Below are 26,503 nucleotides of genomic sequence, written 5' to 3' on the forward strand. Positions count from 1 at the left end.
GGGCAAGAAATGGCGCACAAATACGGGGGGCCGTGGTCAGAGATCAAACTAGACGCGGTGGAATACTACTTACAGTGCTACGCAAAGGCGCTGACTTGGGCAAAGATGGACTTATGGTACATCGACGCGTTTGCGGGCTCTGGTGACCGCGAGGCTGAGCGTCAGGTTGGCGGCATTTTCGAGGGCCGCAAGATCGAAACCGTTATTGAAACTTTAGATGGTTCGGCTCGGCGCGGTCTCAAAATCGACCCTCCGTTCAAGCACTTTATTTTTATTGAAAAGGATCCGGAGCGCGCGGCGGCGCTCGAATCTGTTCGAGTTGACTGGCCAAATGCCGAAATTCAAGTCCTGCGCGGTGATGCCAATGATGAACTGTTGGACATCATCGGGAAGGCGCCATGGACCAACAAATCGCGCAGCCGTTCGCGTGGCGTGGTTTTTCTAGATCCATTTTCCATGCAGGTCGATTGGTCGACGCTGAAGGCGCTCAGTCAAACTGAGTGCCTCGATATTTGGTTTTTGTTTAACGTCGCAGCCGTCACCCGGCAACTGGCTCATGACATCGCTGGGATTGGCAACAAAGAGTCGATGCTTGATCGCGTTCTTAGCCCGCGATGGCGTGAGCTTTACGCCATGCAGCCGGAAGATCCTTACGGGCAAACCGACATATTCGCGACCTTCTTTGATGCGCCTCCGAAGCGGGCAACCGCTCAGAGGACCGTGAGCAAAAAGCAAATTGATCAGTGGTTTGAGGGACTGCTGCGGGAAACTTTTGCTTTCGTGTCGGAATCGCTTCCCATCATGACCCCGCACAGTGGCCACACGTTTTCGTTGTTCTTGGCTGTGGCCAATCCTGACCCGAAGGCGACCGAGCTTGCCGAGAAATTTGTCCGCTATGTCAACCGGAAATATGCGCCGAAGCCGCAGGCATCTCGTCGTAGGTTCGGCCGTTGAGCGTGCGGCCAGTCGCCTTCTTGTTGCGGCCGCCCCACTGCTTGAAGAAAAAGGCCGTGCCGGAACGACGACACATGGTTTCGATTTCATCGACCCATTGTGGGTCCATGTAGCGCGAGCCTGGCCCGGACTCGCCGCCGACGATCGCCCAATCAATATTGGTTAGATCGGCGCCTGCCACCGACCCGATTAGCGGCTCGAGCGAAACAAACTTGATGGCCGCCGGCACCTTGCGCAACTCGTCCAAGCGATCGAGAACGCGATTGTCTTCGACACTTGTGCCAAGCCAGACATTCTCAAGCACGGGGAAGTCGCCGCGAGTCAGAACTTCGGCCATGCGCTCCGGGCGCTTGGTCAGAATTTGGTAGGTGTGCCGGGGCGTTTCGTTCATCACAGTCCAGACTTGGCGGATGAAGTCGGCCGGAACATCAGCATGAAACAGGTCGGACATCGAATTGACAAAGACCCGACGCGGTTTGCTCCACGTCGCCGGCGTGGCGAGTGACTTCGGATCGAGCGTCACCTTCCCCGTCCATTTAGCGCGGCCACCGCTCTTACGGGTCAGACCCTGGTATTTCTCCTGACCCATGGCTTCAAGTCGGGCGGCCATGCGCATCGCATAGCAATTTGTGCAGCCCGCGGTGAGGATCGTGCAGCCCGCGACCGGATTCCACGTCGCATCGGTCCATTCAATCGAAGTTTCAGCCATAGGACGATTCTCCTAGTTTCCGATCATGGTTAATCTGAGGTTGTGAAGTTTCCGTTTCACTGGGCGAAAGGGCGGCTAATCGGGCCGTTGTATGGGACGCGGGTGTGGGAAGCAGCCGAAGACCGGAAAAGAATGCCACCTAAGCGATTGTGATGCCCTTCCCGAGAGATGGGTAACCTATGTGGCCGGAATGGACCCTGCGGAGGTCCGGATCTGGCGCTTCCTGCTCGTTCCAATCGGCGAGACGGAGGGCAGAATACCACCCCACTCCGACCTCGCCTGAAGGCTGCTGATACCAGTGCCCGCGAGCCGTCACCACGTAGCCAGGCGGCGTCCTATTCATCACTGTTCGTCCCGACATCCTCTACCTCGTCGTTGAAGAAGGCCGGCATGATGTCGCCTGCCAGCAACTTCTCCTTCGAGAGCAGGCCTGCGTCCTCGAGCTTTTCGATGTCGGGAAGATCGCGCAGCGTGTCGAACCCGAACTGCAGCAGGAACGCCTTGGTCGTCACATAGGTGTAGGGCGCACCGGGCGTCGGGCTGCGCGGGCCGGATGCGATGAAGCCGAAGCCTCTGAGATTGCCGATCAGGTCACGGCTGATTTCGCGGCCGAAGAAAGCGGAGAGCTCGGTGCGCGTGATCGGCTGGAAATACGCAATGCACATCAGCACCAGCAGCTCCGACTGAGAGAGGTCGATCGCGCGTTCGTCGGCGCCGACGGCGGTGCGGATGGCGTCCGCGTAAGCAGGCCGTGTCAGGTGTTTCCAGCCGCCGGCGACCGCGACCAGGTCATAGGGGCGACCCCGCAGTTCCTCGCGGATGTCGTCGATGACGAGATCGAGATTGCAGCTTTTTCCCACGACGCGCGCCAGGGCCTCGCGGGTCACCGGGTCGCTTGCCGCAAAGATCGTGGCCTCGACGCGGCTCATCCATTCGCGCCAGCGCGCCTCCGGCGGCAGATGATCAAGCTCCAGATCAAACAGGCGGTCGCCTGATCGACCGTCATCTGGCCGCCCCTTCCCTCGTCTGCGTGTCGCTTCCGCCATCGCTCACAGCCCGTAGATGCGGAAGGTCGGACGGCCGGTGAGTTCACGCACCGCGCCGAACTCGGCGAGCCGGTCGAACAGGCGGCGCAGGCCGCGATCGCTCATGCCGGCGATCTGTTGCGATGCCACGATCGCGTCGTCGGACAGCAGCTTGCCGACGACGAGGTCCGCTGCCTTGGCCCTAAGTTTCGGCGCTACGCCAAGCAACCGGTCCGCGCGGCGCTCGAGCTCGGCGGAAAGATCAATGGCGCGCAACACGGCGCGCGCCTGCGCGGCAAGCAGATTTTTGGCACGCTCAGGATTTGTCTCAGTGCCTGTCGCCACAGAGCTGGCTGCCGATCGACGCGGGCGGGCGCTTGTCCCCAAGGCTGCCTCGGCGCCCAGCAGCGGCACCGCGTGGGCCCAACCCAGCCGTTGCGCCAGCAGGGCGTCTGCGAGCCAACATCCGAAGGCTCGTGCGAAGCCATACCTTTCGGCGGCCGTGAACGCGCCGGTCAGCATGCCGACCATTCCGATGCTCGCGGAAAGCTGTCGAAGATCATCTGCCAGTTCGCCGACTGCGTCGTCGTCGCGGCGGAGACCGAAGTCATCCAGCACCGCGCCGATGCTCGCCTCGGTCAGCAGTTTCTCGGCAGGCGTGCCGGCCAGCCGGCGCCAGGCAAGCAGCATCGAACCGGCGGGGCCGACGGACAAAAAATCGCCCGGGCGTGTGAGCAGCACGGCGTCGCGCAGCGCATTTTCATCCTCGACGCGGCCGGCCTGCTTTGCCGTTGCCGCGGCCGCCGAAAGCGCTAGGCGCTGCCGCCAGGCACCCGCCCACCGCTCCGGCCGGCGCACCACGGCATCCAGCACGCCGAGGGCGGCGCCGGCCGCAATCGCAGCATCTTCAACGGTTTGCGCGGCCTCAATCGCCTTGCGCAGCCAGGACGGCACCGGCGCCGCATGCGCGACCGGCTCGGAGCCGAGCAGCTGAGCATGGAGGAAGGGAGACGGTCTGGGGCGGAGAATCATTCCCCGCAGCATGAATCAGCGCGGCGCTTTCCGCAATCCCTTTCGGTTAAAACCGCCGCGCTTGTCGACAGTTTATAACGAATGATAATCTTGCCTTATCAGTCAGTTACGCCTCTCGTCCCTCGCGTGTGACCAAGGCATCGACCTTGCCGCCTCTAGTCTCAAATCAACCCCCATCCTCGAAACCTTCCCCTCCCCGTCATTTCGCGCAAGCTGAGCTCGCCGACAAGGTTGAGTGCGCCCTGCTTCGAGACTTTTAGCCGGTCCTGGATCATGCCTGTGGAGACGATCGGCCGGGAGAGCACGAGCTCGACCAGGTCGGACAACTTTGAGTTGGCGCGGCGTTCACGCAACCGCCGCTCCATCTGGCTTTTCGCGAGCACGAGTCTATCGTGCTCCTTCAATCCAGCCAGCGCGGCTTCCTGGATGGCATCGACAAACGCCAACAGGCGGTCGCTCCGCAACCGTGCTCGCCTGCGCTCCCGCGGAATGTTTTTGGCACCGAGATGCAGTGAGGCGAGATGACCCGCGGCGAGCCCTTCCTGCCGCAGCAGCGCGGCCACGAGCAGATGCCCCAGCCAAGCAGCATGCTGCAGCACATCGATCTCGGACCAAGCCTCGAGCAGGATCGCGGCGCGCAGGACCGTGGGCAGTTCCCGGGTGTCAGCGAGCACGCCCTGCCACTCGGCCAGGCGTGCGCTCGAGCACCGCGTCGATCGCCGCAAATTCTTCCGCCAGCGGATCCGACTCGTCCGCCTCGCCCAGTTCGCCGGCCTCCAGATCCGGGCCAAAAGCCCGCTCCCCTTCCCGGCCACCCTCCGCTGGCGCCGCTGAGCCGCCGCGGCCAGCGTCCTCGTCCCAGTCGAGATCGTAGACGAGGCCGTTTTGCGGCTGCCGGCCGATCCCCGAGGCCGGCTTTCCAGCCGCCGGCATCGCTCCGTCTTCCAACACTTTGGTCGAACGAGGGCGCGATGGCGATCGGCATGAGCCGCGCCGCCGTCATGCGCCGCGTGATCCTGCCGCAGGTCGTCCAGCGCATGCTTCCCGCCTTCACCAATCGGGCCGTCGAGGTCGCCAAGGTGACCTCGCTCGCCTCCGTGCTCAGCGTGCATGAATTGATGTACGAGGGTAGGCTGCTTTCCTCGACCTTCTACCGTCCGCTGGAGATCCTCACGGCGGTCGGCGTCATCTACTTCCTCATCATCTATCCGCTCAGCCTTGCCTCGCTTGTTCTTGAGCGACGCATGGCGCGTGCATCTTGAGGCGAGCGATGACCCAAGCCGTGGCCGCACTCAAATGCACCGGGCTGCACAAATCCTTCGGCAAGCTCGACGTGCTCAAGGGCATCGACTTGACAGTGATGCCAGGTGAGCGCCTGGCCATCATCGGCGGAAGTGGTTCGGGCAAATCGACGCTGCTGCGATGCCTCAACTTCATGGAATTGCCGACCCTGGGAACAGTGGAACTAACGGGCGAGCGTGTCGGGCGGCCGCGCGCCAACGGACAGGTCGACTATCCGGAACGCGATCTCTGCGCCGTGCGCCGACGCGTCGGCATGGTGTTCCAGCAGTTCAACCTCTTCCCGCACATGACGGTTCTGCAAAACGTCATGGAAGGGCTGGTCACCGTCGACCGCATGCCGAAATCCGAGGCGCGCGAACGCGCAATCGGTGAGATCGACCGCGTCGGGCTGACCGACAAGATCGAAGTCTATCCCCGCCGCTCTCGGGCGGTCAGCAGCAGCGGGTGGCCATTGCGCGGGCCCTTGCCATGCAGCCGGAGGTGATGTTGTTCGACGAGCCGACATCCTCGCTCGACCCGGAACTTGTGGGCGAGGTGCTGCGCACCATCCTCGGCCTTGCCGAAGAAGGGCGCACGATGCTGCTCGTCACGCACGAGCTCGGCTTCGCCTACCGCTTCGCCACGCGCGTGCTTTTTCTGGCCGACGGCGTGGTTCACGAGGAAGGGACGGCCGAGGAAATCTTCCGGGCGCCGAAGCACGCCCGGACAAGAGCGTTCATTGACCGCTCCTCGGAATTTTCACTGTGAGGGCCATGATGGGTTACACAAGTGCACAAAGCTACGACGGCGACGTCCGCAACGACAACGCACTGATCTATGTGAACGGAGAGTTCGTCCACCGCGAAAACGCCGTGGTGTCGGTCTTCGATGCCGGTTTCGTGCTCGGTGACGGCGTGTGGGAAGGGTTGCGGCTCGTTAACGGAAAGCTGCTTTCGCTCAACGCGCATCTCGATCGGCTCTTCGAGGGTGCACGCGCCATCAGCCTCGAGATCGGCATGACGCGCGAGGAGGTCACGCGAGCGCTAATGGAGACCTGCGTGAAGAACGGCTTCACCACCGACACGCACATCCGTCTGATGATCACGCGCGGCCGCAAGTCCACTCCGAACCAGGATCCGCGCTTCACGCTGGGGGGAGCGACCGTGGTCATCGTGGCGGAGATCAAGCGGCCGCGCGGCCAGTTCGCGGAAGCGGGGCTGAAACTGTTCACATCGACCTTCCGCTGCTCGTCGCCCGACGCGTTCGACTTGCGGCTCAATTCGCACAGCCGTCTCAATCTCATCCAGGCGCTGGTCCAGGCGATCGCGGCCGGCGCTGACGAGGCGTTGATGCTCGACCCGCAAGGGTTCGTCGCAAGCTGCAACTCCACGAATTTCTTCATCGTGCGCAAGGGCGAACTGTGGACGTCGCGCGGGCTTTACAGCTTCAACGGCATCACGCGTTCCCACATCGTCCGGCTTTTCGGCGAACATTGCGGGCCGTCTTTCGAGAAGGATTTCACGCTCGTCCAGGCCTACTCGGCCGACGAAGCCTTCGTCACCGGCACTCTGGGCGGGGTCACGCCGGTTGCACACGTCGACGGGCATATGATCGGTGACGGCAAGCCAGGGCCTTTGACGCGCGAGATTTCCCGAATCTACTGGGAGCACGCCGACGCGAACCGCCTGGACTGACGACCGAAGTTCGTGCTCTGCGAAGCACAGCTCGAAGACCGTGTCGCCGGCGGCGACCAAGAGGCGAACGTTGCGCTGGATGCCTTCGACCGTGGCTTCGTCGGCTTTAGATCTCGGTGGACAGGACTGCGAAACGAAGCAGACGCGCCGGGGTGTCCACCGGGCGGAGTGGCCGGGCATGAACATCGTTCAGAATCGCAACGCGATGCTCGTGCGGCACGAGGGTTGGTACTGGATCTTCGCCATCGACCGTTTCGGCTATGTGCGGCAACTTCGGAGGCATCACTGCTTCTTGGGTTCGCTGCCGACCGCTATTGCCGATGCTTGACCATCGTGCCGCCGCCGGTCGCCTGGTCGGTAGGGAAAACCTCGACGCGCGCCACGTCCACGAAGACCGGGAGATCGATCACGTCGCTGACGATCTGCGCGATGTGTTCCGGCTGTATCGGGCGGTAGTCGTCGTAAAGAAGGGCCGCCGCCTGATGGTCCGGTATAGACGTCCGGTAGAGTTGTGTCTGGACACGGCCCGGCACGATTTCGCTGATACGAACCGACGTACCGAGCAAGTCGCAGCGCAGATTGTCGCAAAACAGGCTTAGGCCCGCCTTGGAGGGGCCGTAGGCAGCCATGGAAGGATATGGCGCCTGGCCACCGCTTGAGCCGATGAAGACAAGGTGGCCGCGCTTGCGCGTCACCATCCCAGGCAGGAAGGCTCGGGTCAGGTGCATCGGGGCTTTCAGATTGACGTCGATCATGGCGTCGATCTCAGCGGGATCGATTTCGTGAAAAGCCGCGCGACTGGAGAGAATGCCTGCGTTGTTGACGAGGATATCGACTTCGACGCCGCCCAAGGCATTGACGATTGCCCAGGTGTCGCGGACGTCCGCGATGACCGGAACCGCGCCGCTGAGGCTGGCGAGTTCGCTCAACTGACTTTCGTTGCGCCCGACCGCATGAACGACAAGGCCACGTTCCCTCAAGCGCAGAACTATGGACCGGCCGATCCCGCTGGTCGCGCCCGTGACGAGCGCGGTGCGGTAGGGTGAGTTCTCAGACATAAATGTAGCCTCCGCTGACGACGACGTTCTCGCCGGTCGCGTAAGTGTTGCGGTGGCTTGCCATCATGACGATCCATTCGGCCATTTCCTTCGGCTCAGCGGCTCGGCCGAGGGCACTCGCCCTGGCCAGTTCCGACAGGAATCCGAGTTCCTTCGCCCTATCAGTCGCGAAGCCGGCTGGCGCGACGGAATTGACGAGGATTTGATCGTTTGCGCATTCTTCGGCGAAGGATTTGGTCAGACTGACGACAGCCGCCTTGGTGGCCGCGTAATGGGCGTTTTGCGGATGCGCTTTGAAGGCGTCGACCGAGGTGACGTTGACGATGCGCCCGGTCACCTCAGGTGGACTCACATATTGGCGCATATGCCTGACTGCCGCGACCATCATATGGTAGGTGCCCTTGATGTTGACGGCGTTCTCGAGGTCCCATTCATCGTCGGTGATGTCGAGGATCGGCTTGCGCGGATAGATCGCCGCGCTGTTGACCAGCGCATGGACACGGCCGAGCTTGCCCGCGATCTCGTTGAATCCGGTATGGCCGGTCTCGGCCCTCGAAATGTCGGCGCATGCGGTGGCGACGTCGGCGCCCTGCCCGGCGAGGTCTTCGGCAGCCTTGGCCAGCAAATCACCATTCCTGTCGACCAGCCCTAGCTTGCCGACGCCATGCTCGATCATCAGTCTGGCTGTCGCGAGCCCAAGGCCGGAAGCGCCACCGACGATCACAACAGTCTGGTCCTTCATACCATCTCCGGGCTTTCGGTAATGCGATTATTGGTATGATATCACTTATATGCTAACTTCTCAAATCTCAAGCGATATCCGAGCAGCGCATGATACCTCGCCTCTCTCAAGCACGCCGACGGCCCGAAAACGCTTTCTTCGAGCGCTTGGTGGAAACGGGCTTCCGTGGCGAAACTGAAACGAGAAGCGACAGCCGGACGGTGTTCTCAACAGACAACTCGATCTATCAGGTTCAGCCGGCGGGTATTGTGTTTCCTCGCGGAACGGACGACCTGAAAGTCGTTGCCGGCTTGCTGAGCCGGCCGGAATTTGCGCACGCCGCCATCTCGGTTCGCGGCGGTGGCACCGGCACCAACGGCCAGTCGCTGACAGCCGGAATCGTCGTCGACTGCTCCCGACATATGAACCGGATACTCGACATCGATCCGATCCGTCGCGTCGCCCGAGTCGAATGTGGCGTCGTCAAGGACCAGCTCAACCGGGCGCTGGAGCCGTACGGACTGTTCTTCGCTCCGGAATTGTCGACCTCGAATCGGGCGACGATCGGCGGCATGATCTCGACCGACGCGAGCGGCCAGGGTTCCTGCATCTACGGCAAGACCAGCAACCACGTGCTCGGCCTGCGGGTGGTTCTGACGGACGGCACCGACTGGTGGTCGCGGCCGCTCAAGAGGGCGGAACTGGAGAACGTGCAGCGCCGCAGCGACCGGATAGGAGAAATCCACCGGGTTCTCGACCGGATCGAACGCGAGAGGAGGCTGTTGATCGCCGAAACCTTCCCGAAGCTGAACCGCTTCATGACGGGCTACGATCTCGCGCACCTCAGGCGCGCGGACGGCCGCTTCGATCTCAACGCCACGCTGTGCGGCTCTGAGGGAACGCTGGCGATGATCGCTGAGGCGGAACTGAACCTGCTGCCGATTCCGGCCTGCTCGGCTCTCATCAACATTCGCTACGACAATTTCAACACCGCGCTGGAAGACGCCCGCAACCTCATCGCGCTGAGGGTGGCTTCGGTGGAGACGGTGGACGAAAAGGTGCTGCGCCTTGCCAAGGGCGACGCGGCCTGGGCGGAGATTGCACACTTCTTTCCCGACGACGCTTCCGGCCCCGCGAATGGCATCAATATCGTCGAGGTGTTAGCTGACGACCCAACCGAACTCTCTCGCAAGCTTTCCGAGATCGTGTCCCGGCTGGGTGCCAGCTTTCAGCTCGGCCGCGGCGGCTACACGGTGACGCGCGAAAGAAACGAGATCGAGGCGATCTGGACGATGCGCAAACGGGCGGTCGGCCTGCTCGGCAATGTCGAGGGACCGGTGCGGCCGGTCGCCTTTGTCGAGGATACCGCGGTGCCACCGGAAAATCTCGCCGCCTATATCCGCGAGTTTCGTTCAATCCTGGACGGCGAGGGCGTCGACTACGGCATGTTCGGTCATGTCGATGCTGGCGTGCTGCACGTGCGTCCGGCGCTCGACCTCACGCGGGATGATCATGTTCAGCTCGTGCGGCGTATCAGCGACAGGGTGGTGGCGCTGGCGCGCAAATATGGCGGGGTGTTGTGGGGAGAGCATGGCAAAGGCGCGCGTTCCGAATACGTACCCGAATTCTTCGGCGATCTTTATCCCAGCCTACAGGAGATCAAGCGTGTCTTCGACCCTCGTAACCAGCTCAATCCCGGCAAGATCGCCGCGCCTGGCACGAGCCCGCTTCTCAAGATCGACGAGGTCCCGCTGCGTGGCGACTTCGACAGCGTCATCGGCAATGAAATTCGCGCGGCATTCGACAACGCCGCCTATTGCAACGGCAACGGTGCCTGCTTCGATTTTGACGAGAAGAGCGTGATGTGTCCCTCCTACAAGGGTACGCGCGACCGGCGTTTCTCGCCTAAGGGCCGCGCCTCACTAATGCGCGAATGGTTGCGCCTGCTTGCCTTGCAAGGCCTGGATCCTCGCGCCGAGGCGCAACTTCTGCGGCGTACGAACCCGCTTGCCCGGATTGTCGCCCGGACCTGGAATTCCGTGAACCCTGCCAATCGCCGTGACTTCTCCCACGAGGTGCGCGCGGCCATGGACACGTGCCTGGCCTGCAAGGCCTGCTCAGGCCAGTGCCCCGTCAAGGTAAGCGTGCCGGCCTTCCGCGCGAAATTCCTTGAGCTGTATTATGGGCGCTATCTGCGGCCGCTGAAGGACCCGATCGTGGCGGCGATCGAGACGACGCTGCCGTGGATGGCGCGGCTAAAGCCCCTCTACAACGCCTTCGTCGGCTCCGCCGCCGGCGGGGCGATCATGCGGCTCGTGGGCCTGACGGCGCTGCCGGTCATGCCGCCCGTCTCGCTCGCACGTGAACTGGCGCGGAGAGGCATCGGCGTCGCGACACAGGAGCACCTGCTGCGGCTGCCCCCGGAAGAGCGCGCCCGCACGGTGGTCTTCGTGGCGGATGCGTTCACCTCGCATTTCGATCCGCAGGTCGTGCTCGACACGGTCGATCTGGCAAGGAGAATGGGATTCGCGCCGCTGCTGTTGGCCGCCTGGCACAACGGCAAGGCACTCCACGTCCATGGCTATCTGGGCGCGTTCGAAAAAATTGCAGCCAAGACGGCCCGCCATCTGGACGACCTGGCCGACACCGGTGTCACGCTGGTCGGCATCGATCCTTCGATGACGCTGACCTACCGCAGCGAATATGCAACTGCCCCCTCCACACGGACCCGCGCAAGGGTGTTACTGCCTCAAGAATGGTTGGCCGCCAATCTGGACCGGCTGGAGCCGGCACAAGATGTCGCAGACGATAGCGTCTTCAAGCTGATGGCACATTGTACGGAGCGCACCAACGTACCATCAGCGCAAGGCCAGTGGTCCGCGGTTTTCGGCAAGCTCGGCATCCGCCTCACATTGGCCGAGATCGGTTGCTGCGGTATGGCCGGCACCTTCGGGCACGAGGTGCGCAACCGCGCGCTTTCGGAGACGATCTATACCATGAGCTGGGCCGCTGAGCTCGCCACGGCTGGGCAAAATGAGGTGCTGATGGCAACCGGCTACTCCTGCAGATCGCAGGCCAAGCAGATCAGCGGGCGCTCGATTCCTCATCCAATCCAGGTCATCAACGCCAGGATCACCGACAGCAAAGGTGGCTGATCTAGCTAGCATGATATGTGATATGTGCTAGATTGGCGCGTACCGAAATCGACGCTTGGAGGATTGGCTTTGGCAATCATAGCGCAACGCGGCAACCTCGCAGAAATCGTCGCGGCGCAACTCACCTCGCGCATCGATTCGGGTCTATATACGCCCGGCGAGAAGATACCGTCGAGTGCCCAGCTTTGCGAGGAATTCGGTGTCAGCCGCACAGTGATCCGTGAAGCCCTGACCTCGCTCAAGATCGGCGGCCGCGTCACGGCACGCCAGGGGGCCGGCGTCTACGTCACCGAAAAGGACGCCAAGACACTCCATTTCGAGATCAGCCGCATCGACGATATCCGCTCGGCCATGCAGATCCTGGAACTGAGGCTGGGGGTCGAGATGCAGTCCGTGGCGCTGGCCGCGGCGCGGCGAACTCCGGAGGCCCTGGCTGAGATCGCCAGAGCCTACGATCATCTGGACAGGTTGGAAACGGACGATGTTGAGGTCGAGGCGCGGGCCGATTTCGACTTCCATCTTGCCATTGCCAAGGCGACGCGCAATCCGCACTTTCAGCATTTCCTCGAAGCCGTCTTCGCCGAGATCAATTTCGACCTTGTGCTGAAGCACCGCCAGTCGGCCCGCGCGCATCAAGCTTATCTGAAGAAGATCAATCGCGAACACTCGGCCATCCTCGCCTCCATAACACAAGGCGATGCCAAAGCGGCCAGGAACGCGCTCGTGGCCCATCTGGAAGAGAGCCTGAACCGCTATCGCGCCATGCTCGACGAGCCGGCGAGCGCGATGTCGGGGGATTGAGGAGGTCGGTGCCGGCCTTTTGCCGGCGCCTCCGGCTGCGGCTACCTACCTTGTGCGATCGCCTGCTCGCGGATCTGCGTCAGGCTCATCTTCGGCGTCAGCGCCTCCGGATCGATCCGGATCTCGATGAGTGCCGGCTTTCTGGACGCCTCACAACACTTGAATGCCTCGGCGAAGTCTTCCGTCTTTTCCACCGTTTCGCCATGCAGTCCGTAGGAGCGGGCCAGCGCCGCAAAATCCGGGTTGGTTAGCCGCGTGCCCGAAACGCGGCCGGGATAGTTGCGCTCCTGGTGCATGCGGATCGTGCCGTACATGCCGTTGTTGATGACGAGGAAGATCACGCGCGCATCGTAGTGCATGGCGGTCGCCAGTTCCTGACCGTTCATCAGGAAGCAGCCGTCGCCGGCGAAGGCCACGACTTCACGCCCCGGTGCGGTGAGCTTGGCGGCGATCGCCGCGGGCACGCCGTAACATTGGTTGGGCCGAGCTGCGTGCGGAATGTGCGGTACTGATAGAACCGGTGCGCCCAAGCGGAATAGTTGCCCGCACCCGTCGTCAGGATCGCGTCGGGCGCGAGATGGCCACGCAGCCATTCCATGATCTCGCCCATCTGCACCGGACCGGGAATTTTCGGGTGCCTCAGGTTGTCGAGATAGTCGGCGTGAGCTGCCTCGGTCCATGCCTTCCGGACGGGAGGGGTCGCTGGTTTCAGACGACGCGCCTGGGACAGGAACCCGGCGACGCTGGCGTTGACGGGCAGAGCCGCGTGGTAGACGCGTCCAAGTTCCTCGGCACCGGGATGGACATGAATGAAGGTCTGCTTCGGCACCGGAATGTCGATCAGCGTGTAGCCGCCGGTCGTCATTTCGCCGAGCCGCGCGCCGATGGAGATGAGGACATCGCTGTCCTTCATTCGCTGGATCAGCTTCGGCCCGGCGGCGAGGCCGAGGTCGCCTGCGTAGTTCGGGTGAGTGTTGTCGAACAGGTCCTGGCAGCGGAACGAGGCCGCGACGGGCAGGCAGAAGGCTTCCGAGAAGGCCTTGAGGTCCGCGACCGCTTGGGCGGTCCAGCCGCCTCCTCCGGCGACAAGCATCGGCCGCTCCGCCTTGGCAAGCACCGACATCAGTTCCTCAAGCTGCGGCTCGCCCGCGTAGGCTTCGACGCGCTTGTAGGCCGGCACGTCATCGACCGTCACCTGATCGGTGAGCATGTCTTCAGGCAGCGCCACGACCACGGGACCGGGTCGGCCGTTGACGGCGCGATGAAACGCCTGGCTGATCAATTCGGGAATGCGCGCCGCGTCCTCGATCTCGACCACCCATTTCGCCATCTGACCGTACATGCGGCGGTAGTCCATTTCCTGGAAAGCCTCGCGCTCCATCTGGTCGCGCGCCACTTGGCCGACGAACAGGATCATCGGCGTGGAATCCTGGAAGGCGGTATGCACGCCTACCGAGGCGTTGGTCGCACCCGGGCCGCGCGTTACGAAGCAGATGCCGGGCTTGCCGGTCAGCTTGCCATAGGCTTCGGCCATGTACGCCGCCCCGCCTTCCTGCCGGCACACGATGAGTTCGATGGCATCGGCGGCATCGTGCAGCGCGTCGAGCACATCGAGATAGCTTTCGCCGGGCACGCAGAACGCGCGCTCTACACCGTGGATGCGCAACTGATCGATCAGTACCTGTCCGCCGCTGCGGCTTCCACACTCAGGTTTCATCGTCTTGACCCGTGTTTGAGTTAGATGACCGCGTCTTCGAGGAAAGGCCGATTAGCGACCACGCGTTCGAAGCCGAATGGCGAAAGATCGAGGGTCCGGAACCCGCCATAAGTGATGAGTTCGCTCAGGCCCCGGCCCATGGCCGGCGCCTGCTGCAGTCCATGGCCGGAAAAACCGTTGGCGAAGAGGAAGTTCCCCACCTCGGTATGTGGGCCGAGGATGACGTTGTGGTCGAGCGTGCAGTAGTCATAGTGCCCGGCCCAGGCATTCACGACCTTGATCGCCTCGAAGGCGGGCACCCGGTTGGCGAGGATCGGCCAGATTTCGTCCTCGAACTCGTCGTGCATGACCGCGAAATCGTTAGGATCCACTTCCGGGTCGTGCTTGGGATAGGTGCCCATCAGGTAGAATTTGCCCTCGGGGCGGAAGAACACGCCGGTCGGGTCGATGGTAAGCCCCACCTTTCCTTCGAGCGGCGTACGGCAGTCGACCACGAAGAGCGAACGCCGGCGCGGCTCGACGGGAATGTCGAGGCCGGCCATGCGGGCGACCTTCTTGCCGTTGGTGCCGGACGTGTTCACGAGCGTGCCGCAGCCGATCGTCTGGCCGCTTTTCGTGGTTACCGAGACGATGCAGTCGCCGGCACGGTTCACCGCCACGACTTCGTCCTCGATATATTCGACGCCAAGGGCGCGGGCCTTTCTGCGAAAGCCCTGCATCAGCGCCGAACTGTCGAACCAGCCTTCGCCGCGCTCGCCGTAGCTCCCGAGTGACAGACCGTCGAGGTTGAGCCAGGGGAAGCGGCGGCCGAGCGTGTCGACGTCGAACAACGTCACCTCCGCCCCGCACGCCGCCTGCGTTGCATGGTTGCGACGTAACACCTCGCTGCCCCGCTCGTCCTCGGCAAGGAACAGGTAGCCGTTCTCGTGGAAGCCGATTTCCGGAGTGTCGTCGTCGACCGCGACGTTCTCCTTGAAACTGCGGATGAACTGCGTCCCGAATTGCGAGACCTGGACGTTGATCGCGTTGGAGAACTGATGGCGGATCGAGCTCGAGGACAGCGCGGTCGCTGAGCGCTGGAAGGTCCAGTCTTTCTCGACCACCAGCACCGAGCCCTTGAAATCCGGATTCGTCGCCAGGAAATAGGCCGTCGCGCTGCCGACCACGGCGCCGCCGACGATCACGACATCGTAGGATGCCTTGGATGCCTGCATGACAGCGCTCACTTCTGCTCGTCGTCGTCGGGATGGCCGAGGGCACAGAAGAAGCCGCCCTGAAAACGGATCGCGGGATCGTTCGGATCGCCCTGGGGAGTACTGCCGATTACTTTCTCGCGATAATCGTCCGCGCTGTCCTGCGGCTTGTAGCCGAGGATGCTGGCCGTGCGATTGTCCCAGAAGGACTCACTGTTGTTCGACATGCCGTAAGCGATCATGAAGCCGACCCGCGGAGCTGACAGGCTCCTTTCGACCAGTTGGCGGCAGTCGCGATAGGAAAGCCATGTTATCAGATGGCGGCGATCTGCCGGCTCCGGATAAGACGAACCGATGCGCAGGCAGATGGTTTCGATGCCGAACTTGTCGAAATAAAATCGCCCGAGATTCTCCACGAAGGTCTTGGACACGCCATAGAGGCTGTCCGGCCGCGTCGGCACATTGGCGTCGATTGTTTCCGTGCGCTCATAATAGCCGATGGCATGCACCGAGCTGGCATAGACGATGCGCTTCACGCCATGGCGCCGCGCCGCCTCATAGACGTTGTAGGTGCCGATGATGTTGTTGTTGAGGATGGCCTTCCACGGCGCTTCCAGGCCCTGCCCGCCCATGTGAACGATGGCGTCGCATCCCTTCACAGCCGCCGACACGGCCTCGAAATCCGAAAGATCCGCTGGCGCGTCTTCCTCGTGCGGGGCGAGGTTTTCGCAAGGTCCGAGCGAGGAAAGGCGCACGACCTTGCCGAGCTGCGTTCCCGATTTCCTGAGCTCCGTTCCGAGCGCACCCGCGGCGCCGGTGAGCAGGGTTCGTTGAAAATCCGTCATGGGCTCTTCTTTCCGTTATCGGAGCCGCGCCAGCGCATCGGCGACACGTTCGGCGGCGGCGGTCAGATTGTCGCTCGACGTCGCAAAGGACAGGCGGATGTAGGGTTCGATGCCGAACGCTGCCCCCGGCACCGTTGCGACCTTGCCCGCTTTCAGGAGGTAGGATGCCAGTTCCGCGTCATTGGCAATCGTCGTTCCGTCGGGAGTGGTCTTGCCTATGTGGGGTTCGCATTTAGGGAACAGGTAGAAGGCTCCGTCAGGCGCCCGCACTTCCAAGCCCGGGATGGCTCCGAAACTCTTCGTCACCAGCGCGCCGCGCACCTTGTATTCCTCGACAGCCTTGCTGACGAAGTCCTGTGGGCCATTGAGCGCCGCAACGGCGGCGGCCTGAGTGATCGACGACGGGCAAGTCGTGCTCTGCGACTGGAGCTTGTTCAGCACCTTGGTCAGGCTTTTTGGCCCGGCGGCATAACCCAGCCGCCAGCCGGTCATGGCGTAAGCCTTGGAGACGCCGTTGACAATTAGCGTTCGCTCGCGCAAGTCGGGGCAGGCTGCCGCGAACGAGGCGAACGGTACTTCGCCGCATACAATATGCTCGTAGATCTCGTCCGACATGATGGCAACGCGCGGATGCCGCGTCAGAACCGCGCCGAGCGCCCTCAGTTCCTCGGCGCTGTAGATCGCCCCGGTTGGATTAGACGGCGAGTTGAACAGGAACCACCGCGTCTTCGGCGTGATGGCAGCCTCCAACCGTTCCGGCGCGATCTTGAAGGCATCCTCGACGCCGCAGGAAACGATTTTCGGCACGCCGCCATGCAGGATGATGATGTCGGTGTAAGACACCCAATAGGGTGCCGGGACGATCACCTCGTCGCCAGGCTCCAGCGTGCCGAGGAAAGCGTTGAACAAGATCTGCTTGGCGCCGTTGCCGATGGAGATCTCGTCGATCGCATAGTCCAGCCCGTTCTCGCGCTTGAACTTGGCAACGATCGCCTCGCGCAGCTCTGGAAGCCCGTCCGGTCCGGTATAGCGTGTCACGCCGCGCCGCATTGCGTCGATGGCGGCCTGAACCACATGGGCAGGCGTATCGAAATCCGGCTCGCCGAGCGACAGGTCGACGACGCTTTCCCCCTTGGCGCGCATCGCCTTGGCTGTCATGGACACCGCCATTGAGGGCGACGATTGGATCGTCGCGGCCCGCTTGCTCTCAAAAGCGATCATGTTCATCCTTTTGGCTTCCGTATGCTGGCCTTGCCGTGGATTTCGACCTGTTCGCCGGTGAGGTAGCCGTGCTTGAGGTCGTGCTCGAGCGCGGCCGCCGGACGCTTCGCGGGATCACCGAAGCCGCCGCCGCCCGGAAGCTGGAGCACCAGACGACGCGCCGGCGGCACGAATTGCAGGCCCTTGCCGCGCAGGACCGTTCCGTCGTCGAGCGATACCGATCCCGGCGCACCGTCCTTGCCGCCGTCGCGACCCCGGGCCGGATGGTTGAGGCGGTCGAACATGGCCGAAAAACGGAAACCGTAGCCGTCGGCCGCCGCGATCTCGATGGTCTGGCCGAGGCCGCCGCGATACTCGCCGGCGCCACCCGAACCCTCTCGCAGTTCTTTGCGCCAGACGATAATGGGGCCGACATTCTCGGTCGCCTCGATCGGCATGGTGTGGACGCCGCTCGGAAACGCCGTGGCGTTCAGCCCGTCGAGCGTGGGGCGCGCGCCGGAACCGCCGGAGTTGAACATCAGGATCTCTGCGCCGGAACCACCGATCTCATCCGATAGCGGCCGCACACTCATGTGCAGGTTCCAGAGCGCGCTCGCGCCTTCGGCTGGCGCCCTGCCGGGCAGCGCCTGATGCAATGCGCCGAGCACGAGATCCGGCACGAAATGGCCAAGCACGTGGCGCACGGCCACTGGCGCCGGGCGCTTGGCATTGAGGATACAACCTTCCGGCGCGACGATGTCGAACGGCGCCAGCGAGGCAGCATTGTTCGGAATTTCAGGCGCCACGACGCATTTGATGCCGTAGCAGGCATAGGCCTTGGCATAGACGAGCGGCACGTTGATGCCGAATTTGCTCATACCCGAGGTGCCGTCGAGATCGACCAGCACTCCATCGGGGCCGATTGTCAATTTCGCCTGCAGGTGAACCGGTTCGTCATAGCCGTCGAGGTCGAGGCCATAGGACCAGCTTCCATGCGGCAGCGCACGCAACCGCTCCAGCGTCGCCTCGCGGCTGTGTTTCAGGATGAAGCCGCCGATTTGTGAGAGATCCGCAAGGTTGAATTCCGTCAGCATGTCGGTGAGGCGGCGGTGGCCAGTTTCGTTGCAAGCTGCGAGCGCATGGAAATCGCCCACCACCTTGTCGCTCTCGCGTACATTGTTGCGGACGATGTGGACGAGGGTCCGGTTGAGCTCCCCGCGCTCGAAGAACTTCATGATCGGGATGAACAGGCCTTCCTCATAGACCTCGCGTGCGTCCGGCCCGAAGCCGCGCCCGCCGACATCGACCACATGGGCCGTTGATGCGAAGTGGCCGACCAACCTGCCGTGATGGAAGGAGGGTGTCACGACGGTGATGTCGTGCAGGTGGCCGGTGCCCTTCCAGGGATCGTTGGTGATGTAGACGTCGCCCTCGAAGATGTTCTCGGGGCCGATGTCGCGGATGAAGTGGGCGACCGATTCGGCCATGGCGTTAACGTGGCCTGGCGTGCCGGTGACTGCCTGGGCGAGCATGCGGCCTTCAAGGTCGAAGACGCCGGCGGACAAATCGCCCGCCTCCCGGACTGAGGTGGAGAAAGCGGTACGGATCAGCGTTTGCGCCTGCTCCTCGACCACCGAGATCAGCCGGTTCCACATCACCTGCATGTGGATGTCGATCATGGACTGGTTCATGTTCCGGTCCTCATGTGCGGGTGGCCAGGATACAGCCGTCGTTCTGGATGACGGCCCTGAAGGAGGCAGTGAGCACCGTCGAGGTCTCGCGCTCGACGATAACGGCGGGCCCTTTGACGACATCGCCGGGGTTGAGCGCCGAGCGGTCGTGAATGCCGGCCTCGAGATAGGCCCTCTGCGCGGCCTCGAACAGGCGCCGGGTCTTCGTCGGGGCGACAACGGAGCCCTCGGAAACTGGCTCGACACGGGCGACAGGTGGAAGCGGTGAGCTGACCTTGACCGACCAGCTGACGATCTCGACGTCAAGACCTTCGATGGCGCGACCGAAGAAGCGCTCATATTCCTCTCCGAACAGTGCGCCTATGCGGGCGGCGCTGTCGGCGTCGAAGCGGGCAAGCGGCAGGGCGACTGGAATGTCCCATCCCTGTCCGACATAGCGCATGAACACGCTACGTTTGATCACAGGTTCGCGGTCATCGATCCCCCCGGCGACGAACCCTGCGGCCTCGGCCTCCATCGCCTCCATCAGGCGGTTCGCCGCCGACGCATCGAATTGCGACAGACGGAATACCGAACTGCGGACCGCTTCATAACCGAAGGGCGCCCTGAGGAAGCCGATGGCAGAGCCGACGCCGGCACCAGGCGGCACCAGAAAGCTGGAAATACCCATCTTCTCGCAGAGCCGGGCGGCATGTAGCGGGCCGGCACCGCCGAAGGTGATCATAGTGAAATCGGAGATGTCCTTGCCGTTCTCCACGGCGTGGACCCGGCCGGCATTGGCCATGTTCTCGTCCACCATCTCGCAGGTGCCGTAGGCGGCCGCTTCCGCATCGAGCCCGATCACGGCGCCGATGTCGACGCGCATTGCCTTGCGACTCGCCTCGGCGGACAGTGTGATCGCCCCGCCGGCGAAATTGTCCGGATCGAGCTTGCCGAGCATCAGGTCGGCATCGGTCACTGTCGGATGCGCGCCGCCGCGCTGATAGCAAGCCGGCCCCGGCTCGGAGCCGGCGCTGTGTGGACCAACGCGAATCTGGCGCATGCCGTCGACCCCGGCGATGGAGCCGCCGCCGGCGCCGATCTCGACCATCTCCACCACCGGAATGGAGATCGGCATGCCTGAGCCCTTGCGAAAGCGATAGGTGCGCGCGACCTCGAAGGTCTTCGCGGTATTGGGAACTTGCTTCTCGATCAGGCAGATTTTCGCCGTCGTGCCGCCCATGTCGTAGGAAAGCACCGCGTCGAGGCCGTGATGGCGGGCGATATCGGCGGCGAAAATCGCGCCGCCCGCAGGGCCGGATTCCACCAGCCGCACCGGAAACTCCGAGGCGCTTTCAACCGAGACGATTCCGCCGCCGGAATGGATCATGAAAACCGGACAGCCGACGCCGATCTCCTTGAGGGAGACGACGAGGCGGTCGAGATAGGATTTAATCGCCGGCTTCACGTAGGCGTTGGCGCATACGGTGTTGAAGCGCTCGAACTCCCGCATTTGCGGCGAGACCTCCGAAGAGATCGAGACGGAAAGCGCCGGCAACCGCTTTAGCAGCGCGTCCCTCACCCGCCTTTCATGGCCGCCGTTGGCATAGGCATGGATGAAGCCGATCGCCGCGCTTTCATAGCCGCCCGCTGCGATGCGTTCGGCCACAACATCGACGGATGCGTCGTCGAGCGGCAGCAGCACCTTGCCGGAGGCATCCATTCGCTCGCGCACGACGAAGCGGTCCGCGCGTTCGATCAGCGCGGGCGGAAGAGCAATATTCAGGTCGTACTGCTCGAAGCGGTTTTCGGTGCGCATTTCCAGCACATCGCGAAAACCTTCGGTGGTGACGAACGCCGTCCTGGCCCCGCGCCGTTCGATCAACGCGTTCGTGGCGAGCGTGGTGCCGTGGATGAGGATATCGATCTGCGACAGCTCGATGCCAGCCATCTCCGCCACCACCTGCACGCCTTTCAGGATCGCGCGCTCTGGCGCTGCGTAGTCGGTCAGTATCTTGGTGGAATGCAGCGCTCCATCGAGATCGAGCGCGATGTCGGTGAAAGTTCCGCCAATGTCCACGCCGACACGACAATTTCCTCCCGCGGGTACCGACATTCTCATCTCCTAAATGCCTTGGAGAGCAAGCGGTCCTCGCTCAACCCCAGCCTGCGCGATGCTCCAAGGCACTGACATCTATTGCTTTTTCTTATCTAGCGCGGAGCGAAATAATTCCGCTTGACGTTCTTGCGATATAGCACTTATCATATATGTGTCAACTTAAAAGGGGCAACGTTCCTCGCGATCCGACCAAGCGGAGAGAAGCTCCAAGGGCGGAGGATCAGGCCGAAAACGGCCGACCCGAAAAGGAGAGATATTCGGAGTGCGGGCCGAACCCGCACCCAAAACGGATCCAACAAGGTTGTCTCCTAACAGAGGGAAGGTTCAAATGAATCGCTTACGCAAATATCTCGCTGCCGCCGCGGTAGCGTCCTCCATGTTCGCGGCACAGGCCTTGGCGGCCGACGCCATCAAGATCGGGGTTGCGGGTCCGATGACAGGGGCCAACGCCACCTTCGGCGAACAGATTTGGACGGGTGTCTCCACCTACGTCAATGAAGTGAACACGTCCGGCGGCATCGACGGCAGGCAGATCGAGCTCGTGAAGGGCGACGACGCATGTGAGCCCAAGCAGGCGGTGGCGGTCGCCAACCGCCTCGTGGATCAGGACAAGGTCCAGGCGGTGGTCGGCCATTTCTGCTCGTCCAGCACCATCCCTGCGTCGGAAATCTACAACGACGCCGGCATATTGACGATCACGCCTGCATCCACAAACCCGATCGTCACTGACCGCGGCCTCGAAACGATGTTCCGCACCTGCGGCCGCGACGACCAGCAGGCGGTGGTCGCCGGCTCGTACATTCTCGACACGCTAAAGCTCGACAAGATCGCGCTGATCCATGACAAGGATACCTATGGTCAGGGCCTGGTCGATGCGCTCAAGCGGGCACTTGCCGAAAAGGGCGTCGAGCCGGTGCTGTATGAAGGCCTCACCCGTGGTGAGCGCGACTTCAACGCGCTTGTCACCAAGATCAAGAGCTCCGGCGCGCAGGCAGTCTACTTCGGCGGCCTCATCCCGGAGGCAGGCCCGCTCATCCGCCAAATCCACGAGCAGGGCCTCGATGTGAAATTCGTTAGCGGTGACGCACTCGCCCAAAAGGAAATTGTCACCGCCGCCGGCGGCGCGCAGAACCTCAAGAACGTCTACTACTCGTCCGCAGCAGACCCAAAGGAAGACCCGGCTGCCGCCGAAGCACAGGATGCGCTGAAGAAGGCCAACGTGCCTCTCGACAACTACACGCTCTTCGGTTTCGCCAGCGCCCAGGCCATCGTCGCGGCGCTGCAGGGAACCAAGAACGGCAGCATCGACGACCAGCTCAAATGGCTGCAGTCCAACTCGGTCAAGTCGGCTGTTGGCGACCTCGCCTGGAATGAGAAAGGCGACGTCAAGGACTTCAAGTTCGTCTTCTATACCTTCGACGACAAGGGCGATCCGGCCCGCGCAAACTGACGGAATTGAACCCTGCCGGTCGGGCTTTGTTCGGCCGGCTCCTGCATGCCCATGAACAAAGGGGGCCGCAGTGGACTTCTACATCCTGGCGCAGCAATTGGTGAATGGCATCACGCTGGGCACCATCTATGGGCTGATCGCCGTCGGCTACACCATGGTCTACGGCGTCATCCGCATGATCAATTTCGCCCATGGCGACGTCTACATGGTGTCAGCCTATATTGCAGCTATCACGCTTGCGGTGCTCCACTTCTTCGGTGTCCAGTCCGTTCCATTCGCACTCATCTCGATTCTGATCATCACCTGCGCCGTCACGGGCGTTTACGGCTGGACGATCGAGCGTGTCGCCTATCGGCCGTTGCGCGGGTCAACGAAGCTTGCGCCCTTGATCTCGGCCATCGGCATTTCGCTGATGCTACAGAGCTATGTGCAGGTGGCGCAGGGCGCGCGCGACCAGGGCGTTCCGCTGCTGATCCAGGGTGCCTTCCGTTTTGGAGATGGCGCTCACTTCGTGCAGATCACCTATATGCAGACGGTGATCCTCATCGCCTCGCTCGTCGCCGTGGCGCTTCTGACCTATCTCATCAACCACACGCGCATCGGCCGCGAGTGCCGGGCCACCCAGCAAAACCGCCACATCTCCGCGGTGCTGGGTGTAAACACCGACCGCACGATCTCCACCGTCTTCGTTATCGGCGCCGCGACGGCAGCCGTCGGCGGCGTGCTCGTCACCTTCAACTACGGCTCGTTCAACTTCTTTATCGGCTTCGTGATGGGTATCAAGGCCTTCACGGCAGCTGTCCTTGGCGGCATCGGCTCGCTGCCGGGCGCCGTTCTTGGTGGCATCCTGCTCGGTCTCACGGAGGCCCTGTTCGCGGGCTATGGCAGCACCGACTACAAGGACGTGTTCGCGTTCGGCCTGCTTATCACGCTGCTGTTCTTCCGCCCGTATGGCCTGCTCGGCAGGCCAGACGTGCAGAAGGTCTGACGGCAACGGAGGCGCACCATGCACACGGAACGTATACTTCCCCTCGCCAAGGAAGCGGCGCTGACCTTCGTCGTCGACATGATCCTGTTCGTCCCGATCTCCGGCCTCGTGCTCGATGGGTTCGGCTTCAAGAACGAATTGGGCAGGGCGTTCACCCTCGCTGCCGTCGTTACGCTCGGCCGTGTGGCGATTTCCGCCCTCGGCATGACACGGCTCGGCGAAACGGCCGGCAAGAGACTTTCCAGCAAAAATTCGGGCGTCGCAGTCGCCACGGGCAAGGAGAGAAGCTTAGCCCCGCTTCTCGTCGTCCTCTTCCTGGCGGGGTTGGCGTTTCCCTTCTTCGCCGACAAGTATTTTCTCGGCATCGCCATTCTCGCTCTGATCTACTGCCTGCTAGGGCTCGGCCTCAACATCGTCGTCGGGCTCGCCGGCCTTCTCGACTTAGGCTTCGTGGCCTTTTATGCGGTGGGCGCATATCTGCTTGCGCTCGGCTCACAGTATCTGGGCTTCGGCTTCTGGACGGCCCTTCTGATCGCTCCGTTTCTTGCAGCCTTCTGCGGCATGGTGCTCGCCTTTCCCGTGCTCAAGATGCACGGCGATTATCTCGCCATCGTGACACTTGGCTTCGGCGAAATCATCCGCCTTGTCCTGACCAACTGGCTCGACTTCACCGGCGGGCCGAACGGCGCCGCGGCGCCGCCACCGACCATGCTCGGGTTGGAGTTCACCCGCACGGCAAGGCAGGGTGGCGTTCCGTTGCATGAGTATTTCGGCATCTCCTACAGCGCCGATTACAAGTTCTGGTTCATCTACCTGGTGCTGTTCCTGGTCGTTTGCGGGGTGATTTATATCGTGGAACGGTTGCGGGTCATGCCGCTCGGCCGGCTTTGGGAAGCCCTGCGCGAGGATGAGGTCGCCTGCCGCTCACTGGGTGTCAATCACGTCTTCATCAAGCTGTCGGCCTTCATGCTCGGCGCTTCGACGGGCGGCATCGCCGGCGTCTTCTTCGCCGTGCACCCAGGTTTCGTGAACCCGACCTCCTTCACCTTCTTCGAGTCCGCGCTCATCCTGGCCATCGTTGTGCTTGGCGGACTGGGCTCGACTGTCGGCGTCATCCTCGCCGCGCTCGTACTGACCATCCTGCCGGAAGTGCTGCGCGACTTCGCCGAGTACCGCGTGCTGGTGTTCGGCATCCTCATGGTCGTCATGATGATCTGGAAGCCGCGTGGCCTTGTGCGGATCACTCGCCCGGCGTTCTTCCCGTCGGCTTCGGCCAACCGGACGGAGGGTGTGCCAGCCGTTGGCCTGGAGCATGGCACGGAGGCGTGACGATGATTATTCCGCTGCTTGAGGTCCAGAACGTCACGATGCGGTTCGGCGGCATCGTTGCCAACCGCGACGTCAGCTTCTCGGTCGCAAAGGGCGCGATCACCGCCTTGATCGGGCCAAACGGCGCCGGCAAGACCACGATCTTTAACTGCATCACCGGCTTCTATCGCGCGAGCGAGGGCCGCATTCTCCTCAACCACAGTGGGGCCATGCAGGACGTCAATGATCTGCTGAAACGTCCGGTTACCGGCGGCTCTCACTTGGTGACGCGCGCCGGCATAGCTCGGACCTTCCAGAATATTCGGCTGTTCAAGGAAATGACGGTGGTGGAGAACCTTCTGGTCGCCCAGCACCTGAATACCCGGAACAACATCGTGGCCGGTGTCTTCAAAACACCAGCTTATCGGCAGGCGGAACGTGAGGCCGTCGACCGCGCATATTACTGGCTGGAGCGTGTCAATCTCGCAGCCGATGCCAACAGGCTCGCTGGCGAGCTGCCCTATGGCCGCCAGCGCCGGCTGGAGATCGCGCGCGCCATGTGCACCGAACCGAGCCTGATTTGCCTGGACGAACCGGCCGCCGGGCTCAACCCGTCAGAGACGCGCGAACTGTCCGACGCGATCCAGCGGCTGCGCGACGAGCTCGGGCTGACCGTTCTCGTTATCGAGCATGATATGGGGTTCGTCATGCGCATCGCCGAACATATCGTGGTCCTCGACCACGGCGTCGTCATCGCCGACGGGACGCCGGCCGAGGTGTCCGGCGACCCCGCCGTCATAGCGGCCTACCTCGGCGTCAGCGAGGAAGAGGTGACGTCGTGAGCACAGCCGAGAAAGCGACCCTGCCGCTTCTTGAATTCGCCGGCGTCCACGCCCACTACGGTCCCGTCGAGGCGCTCAAGGCCGTCGATCTGCATGTTTCGCAAGGCGAGGTCGTCAGCCTCATCGGCGCCAACGGCGCCGGCAAGACGACACTGCTTTCGACGATCTTCGGCGTGCCGCGGGCCAGCGCCGGGCGCATTCTTCATCGCGGCGAAGACATCTCGCGCCTTCAGACGAACAGGATTGCCCACCGGGGCATCGCTCTCGTGCCTGAAGGCCGTCAGATATATCCCGACATGACCGTCGAGGAGAACCTGATGATGGGGACGACGCCGATCGGAATGGATCATTTCGAGGAAGATCGGGCCTCGATGTTCGAGCTTTTCCCGCGCCTGAAGGAGCGGCGCAACCAGACCGCAGGCACGATGTCCGGCGGCGAACAGCAGATGCTCGCCATTGCCAGGGCGATGATGGCGAGGCCCACGCTGATGCTATTCGACGAACCGTCCCTCGGTCTCGCACCCCTCGTCGTCAAGCGCGTCTTCGAGGTGCTGGGCGAGATCGCCGCCATGGGCAAAACCATCTTCCTCGTCGAGCAGAACGCCAATCATGCGCTTCGGCTGTCGCAGCGCGCTTATGTGATGGTGAACGGCAGGATCCACCTTTCCGGCGACAGCGCGGCGCTCCTCGACGATGAAAGTGTCCGCAAGGCCTATCTCGGAGTGCACTAGGGAATGGACG

23 protein-coding genes and 2 pseudogenes are annotated in these 26,503 nt (G+C 62.7%); 12 read left to right on the forward strand and 13 right to left on the reverse strand.

Annotated features, from left to right (window positions below; translation table 11 throughout):
• Positions 1 to 9 precede the first annotated feature (9 nt).
• Entirely contained in the window at positions 10 to 954 is a 945-nt protein-coding gene (gene tcmP, locus AC0L28_RS31010; RefSeq protein ID WP_473482127.1) for a three-Cys-motif partner protein TcmP, read from the forward strand.
• Here the strand turns inward: tcmP and AC0L28_RS31015 are convergent.
• The 5 genes from AC0L28_RS31015 to AC0L28_RS31035 form a co-directional block, all read right to left on the reverse strand.
• A complete protein-coding gene (locus tag AC0L28_RS31015; protein ID WP_473482129.1) occupies positions 899 to 1,663 on the reverse strand; it encodes a DUF5131 family protein in 765 nt (254 codons plus the stop codon). The two genes, tcmP and AC0L28_RS31015, sit on opposite strands and share 56 nt — an antisense overlap.
• A 335-nt stretch (positions 1,664 to 1,998) precedes the next feature.
• Positions 1,999 to 2,709 carry an SMC-Scp complex subunit ScpB gene (gene scpB, locus AC0L28_RS31020; protein ID WP_473482131.1) on the reverse strand — a complete coding sequence of 237 codons (711 nt, stop codon included), beginning with the start codon at positions 2,707 to 2,709 and terminating at the stop codon, positions 1,999 to 2,001.
• 3 nt (positions 2,710 to 2,712) lie between these two features.
• Complete coding sequence (locus AC0L28_RS31025) at positions 2,713 to 3,720, reverse strand: DUF1403 family protein (protein WP_473482133.1); 1,008 nt, start codon at positions 3,718 to 3,720, stop codon at positions 2,713 to 2,715.
• Between the two features lie 161 nt (positions 3,721 to 3,881).
• Entirely contained in the window at positions 3,882 to 4,394 is a 513-nt protein-coding gene (locus AC0L28_RS31030) for a DUF1612 domain-containing protein (protein ID WP_473482135.1), read from the reverse strand.
• The gene (locus AC0L28_RS31035; RefSeq protein WP_473482137.1) at positions 4,384 to 4,653 is read right to left on the reverse strand and encodes a hypothetical protein; all 270 of its coding nucleotides are present in this window, start codon (positions 4,651 to 4,653) and stop codon (positions 4,384 to 4,386) included. The genes AC0L28_RS31030 and AC0L28_RS31035 overlap by 11 nt, the downstream gene beginning before the upstream one ends.
• A 38-nt stretch (positions 4,654 to 4,691) precedes the next feature.
• Between AC0L28_RS31035 and AC0L28_RS31040 the strand changes: the two genes are divergently transcribed.
• From AC0L28_RS31040 to AC0L28_RS31055, 4 genes and pseudogenes are all read left to right on the forward strand, one after another.
• The gene (locus AC0L28_RS31040; RefSeq protein WP_473482139.1) at positions 4,692 to 4,982 is read left to right on the forward strand and encodes a hypothetical protein; all 291 of its coding nucleotides are present in this window, start codon (positions 4,692 to 4,694) and stop codon (positions 4,980 to 4,982) included.
• Between the two features lie 8 nt (positions 4,983 to 4,990).
• Positions 4,991 to 5,769 (forward strand): annotated as a pseudogene (locus AC0L28_RS31045) (amino acid ABC transporter ATP-binding protein).
• A gap of 8 nt (positions 5,770 to 5,777) precedes the next feature.
• A complete protein-coding gene (locus tag AC0L28_RS31050) occupies positions 5,778 to 6,695 on the forward strand; it encodes an aminotransferase class IV (protein WP_473482141.1) in 918 nt (305 codons plus the stop codon).
• A 178-nt stretch (positions 6,696 to 6,873) separates the two neighbouring features.
• Complete coding sequence (locus AC0L28_RS31055) at positions 6,874 to 7,023, forward strand: hypothetical protein (protein ID WP_473482142.1); 150 nt, start codon at positions 6,874 to 6,876, stop codon at positions 7,021 to 7,023.
• Here the strand turns inward: AC0L28_RS31055 and AC0L28_RS31060 are convergent.
• Together AC0L28_RS31060 and AC0L28_RS31065 are read right to left on the reverse strand one after the other, a co-directional pair.
• Entirely contained in the window at positions 7,007 to 7,753 is a 747-nt protein-coding gene (locus AC0L28_RS31060) for an SDR family oxidoreductase (protein ID WP_473482144.1), read from the reverse strand. The genes AC0L28_RS31055 and AC0L28_RS31060 overlap by 17 nt on opposite strands.
• Positions 7,746 to 8,495 carry an SDR family NAD(P)-dependent oxidoreductase gene (locus AC0L28_RS31065; RefSeq protein WP_473482147.1) on the reverse strand — a complete coding sequence of 250 codons (750 nt, stop codon included), beginning with the start codon at positions 8,493 to 8,495 and terminating at the stop codon, positions 7,746 to 7,748. Before AC0L28_RS31065 ends, AC0L28_RS31060 begins: the two co-directional genes overlap by 8 nt.
• An 89-nt stretch (positions 8,496 to 8,584) precedes the next feature.
• Here AC0L28_RS31065 and ydiJ point away from each other — a divergent pair, with 89 nt between their 5' ends.
• Both ydiJ and AC0L28_RS31075 read left to right on the forward strand, forming a co-directional pair.
• The gene (ydiJ, locus tag AC0L28_RS31070) at positions 8,585 to 11,629 is read left to right on the forward strand and encodes a D-2-hydroxyglutarate dehydrogenase YdiJ (RefSeq protein ID WP_473482150.1); all 3,045 of its coding nucleotides are present in this window, start codon (positions 8,585 to 8,587) and stop codon (positions 11,627 to 11,629) included.
• 69 nt (positions 11,630 to 11,698) lie between these two features.
• On the forward strand, positions 11,699 to 12,430 hold the full coding sequence (locus tag AC0L28_RS31075) for a FadR/GntR family transcriptional regulator (RefSeq protein WP_473482153.1): 732 nt from the start codon (positions 11,699 to 11,701) through the stop codon (positions 12,428 to 12,430).
• Between the two features lie 41 nt (positions 12,431 to 12,471).
• Here AC0L28_RS31075 and AC0L28_RS31080 read toward each other — a convergent pair.
• From AC0L28_RS31080 to AC0L28_RS31105, 6 genes and pseudogenes are all read right to left on the reverse strand, one after another.
• Positions 12,472 to 14,147 (reverse strand): annotated as a pseudogene (locus AC0L28_RS31080) (thiamine pyrophosphate-binding protein).
• A 20-nt stretch (positions 14,148 to 14,167) separates the two neighbouring features.
• On the reverse strand, positions 14,168 to 15,361 hold the full coding sequence (locus AC0L28_RS31085) for an NAD(P)/FAD-dependent oxidoreductase (protein WP_473482156.1): 1,194 nt from the start codon (positions 15,359 to 15,361) through the stop codon (positions 14,168 to 14,170).
• 8 nt (positions 15,362 to 15,369) lie between these two features.
• Complete coding sequence (locus AC0L28_RS31090) at positions 15,370 to 16,185, reverse strand: NAD-dependent epimerase/dehydratase family protein (RefSeq protein WP_473482158.1); 816 nt, start codon at positions 16,183 to 16,185, stop codon at positions 15,370 to 15,372.
• Positions 16,186 to 16,200: 15 nt separating this feature from the next.
• A complete protein-coding gene (locus AC0L28_RS31095) occupies positions 16,201 to 17,412 on the reverse strand; it encodes a pyridoxal phosphate-dependent aminotransferase (protein WP_473482160.1) in 1,212 nt (403 codons plus the stop codon).
• A complete protein-coding gene (locus tag AC0L28_RS31100) occupies positions 17,409 to 19,076 on the reverse strand; it encodes a hydantoinase B/oxoprolinase family protein (RefSeq protein WP_473482162.1) in 1,668 nt (555 codons plus the stop codon). Before AC0L28_RS31100 ends, AC0L28_RS31095 begins: the two co-directional genes overlap by 4 nt.
• 10 nt (positions 19,077 to 19,086) lie before the next feature.
• Complete coding sequence (locus AC0L28_RS31105) at positions 19,087 to 21,171, reverse strand: hydantoinase/oxoprolinase family protein (RefSeq protein ID WP_473482164.1); 2,085 nt, start codon at positions 21,169 to 21,171, stop codon at positions 19,087 to 19,089.
• 331 nt (positions 21,172 to 21,502) lie between these two features.
• On the opposite strand from AC0L28_RS31105, the gene AC0L28_RS31110 reads away from it, so the two are divergent.
• From AC0L28_RS31110 to AC0L28_RS31130, 5 genes are all read left to right on the forward strand, one after another.
• Positions 21,503 to 22,624, forward strand: a complete 1,122-nt coding sequence (locus AC0L28_RS31110; RefSeq protein WP_473482166.1) for a branched-chain amino acid ABC transporter substrate-binding protein — start codon at positions 21,503 to 21,505, stop codon at positions 22,622 to 22,624.
• Positions 22,625 to 22,694: 70 nt separating this feature from the next.
• Positions 22,695 to 23,612, forward strand: coding sequence for an ABC transporter permease subunit (locus AC0L28_RS31115; protein WP_473482168.1), 918 nt, complete (start codon positions 22,695 to 22,697; stop codon positions 23,610 to 23,612).
• Positions 23,613 to 23,630: 18 nt separating this feature from the next.
• A complete protein-coding gene (gene livM, locus AC0L28_RS31120) occupies positions 23,631 to 24,941 on the forward strand; it encodes a high-affinity branched-chain amino acid ABC transporter permease LivM (protein ID WP_473482170.1) in 1,311 nt (436 codons plus the stop codon).
• Positions 24,942 to 24,943: 2 nt separating this feature from the next.
• Positions 24,944 to 25,762: an ABC transporter ATP-binding protein gene (locus AC0L28_RS31125; RefSeq protein WP_473482172.1), complete on the forward strand. Its 819-nt coding sequence runs from the start codon at positions 24,944 to 24,946 to the stop codon at positions 25,760 to 25,762.
• Entirely contained in the window at positions 25,759 to 26,493 is a 735-nt protein-coding gene (locus tag AC0L28_RS31130) for an ABC transporter ATP-binding protein (RefSeq protein WP_473482174.1), read from the forward strand. Before AC0L28_RS31125 ends, AC0L28_RS31130 begins: the two co-directional genes overlap by 4 nt.
• Positions 26,494 to 26,503: the final 10 nt, after the last annotated feature.

The organism is Mesorhizobium sp. WSM4847 (assembly GCF_055811335.1).

What these genes read in the sequence shown, in the direction of transcription:
- tcmP (WP_473482127.1), top strand. Translation starts at nt 10, where the DNA reads ATGGCGCACAAATACGGGGGGCCGTGGTCAGAGATCAAACTAGACGCG.
- AC0L28_RS31015 (WP_473482129.1), bottom strand. Translation starts at nt 1,663, where the DNA reads ATGGCTGAAACTTCGATTGAATGGACCGATGCGACGTGGAATCCGGTC.
- scpB (WP_473482131.1), bottom strand. Translation starts at nt 2,709, where the DNA reads ATGGCGGAAGCGACACGCAGACGAGGGAAGGGGCGGCCAGATGACGGT.
- AC0L28_RS31025 (WP_473482133.1), bottom strand. Translation starts at nt 3,720, where the DNA reads ATGATTCTCCGCCCCAGACCGTCTCCCTTCCTCCATGCTCAGCTGCTC.
- AC0L28_RS31035 (WP_473482137.1), bottom strand. Translation starts at nt 4,653, where the DNA reads ATGCCGGCGGCTGGAAAGCCGGCCTCGGGGATCGGCCGGCAGCCGCAA.
- AC0L28_RS31040 (WP_473482139.1), top strand. Translation starts at nt 4,692, where the DNA reads ATGGCGATCGGCATGAGCCGCGCCGCCGTCATGCGCCGCGTGATCCTG.
- AC0L28_RS31050 (WP_473482141.1), top strand. Translation starts at nt 5,778, where the DNA reads ATGGGTTACACAAGTGCACAAAGCTACGACGGCGACGTCCGCAACGAC.
- AC0L28_RS31055 (WP_473482142.1), top strand. Translation starts at nt 6,874, where the DNA reads ATGAACATCGTTCAGAATCGCAACGCGATGCTCGTGCGGCACGAGGGT.
- AC0L28_RS31060 (WP_473482144.1), bottom strand. Translation starts at nt 7,753, where the DNA reads ATGTCTGAGAACTCACCCTACCGCACCGCGCTCGTCACGGGCGCGACC.
- AC0L28_RS31065 (WP_473482147.1), bottom strand. Translation starts at nt 8,495, where the DNA reads ATGAAGGACCAGACTGTTGTGATCGTCGGTGGCGCTTCCGGCCTTGGG.
- ydiJ (WP_473482150.1), top strand. Translation starts at nt 8,585, where the DNA reads ATGATACCTCGCCTCTCTCAAGCACGCCGACGGCCCGAAAACGCTTTC.
- AC0L28_RS31085 (WP_473482156.1), bottom strand. Translation starts at nt 15,361, where the DNA reads ATGCAGGCATCCAAGGCATCCTACGATGTCGTGATCGTCGGCGGCGCC.
- AC0L28_RS31090 (WP_473482158.1), bottom strand. Translation starts at nt 16,185, where the DNA reads ATGACGGATTTTCAACGAACCCTGCTCACCGGCGCCGCGGGTGCGCTC.
- AC0L28_RS31095 (WP_473482160.1), bottom strand. Translation starts at nt 17,412, where the DNA reads ATGAACATGATCGCTTTTGAGAGCAAGCGGGCCGCGACGATCCAATCG.
- AC0L28_RS31100 (WP_473482162.1), bottom strand. Translation starts at nt 19,076, where the DNA reads ATGAACCAGTCCATGATCGACATCCACATGCAGGTGATGTGGAACCGG.
- AC0L28_RS31105 (WP_473482164.1), bottom strand. Translation starts at nt 21,171, where the DNA reads ATGTCGGTACCCGCGGGAGGAAATTGTCGTGTCGGCGTGGACATTGGC.
- AC0L28_RS31110 (WP_473482166.1), top strand. Translation starts at nt 21,503, where the DNA reads ATGAATCGCTTACGCAAATATCTCGCTGCCGCCGCGGTAGCGTCCTCC.
- livM (WP_473482170.1), top strand. Translation starts at nt 23,631, where the DNA reads ATGCACACGGAACGTATACTTCCCCTCGCCAAGGAAGCGGCGCTGACC.
- AC0L28_RS31125 (WP_473482172.1), top strand. Translation starts at nt 24,944, where the DNA reads ATGATTATTCCGCTGCTTGAGGTCCAGAACGTCACGATGCGGTTCGGC.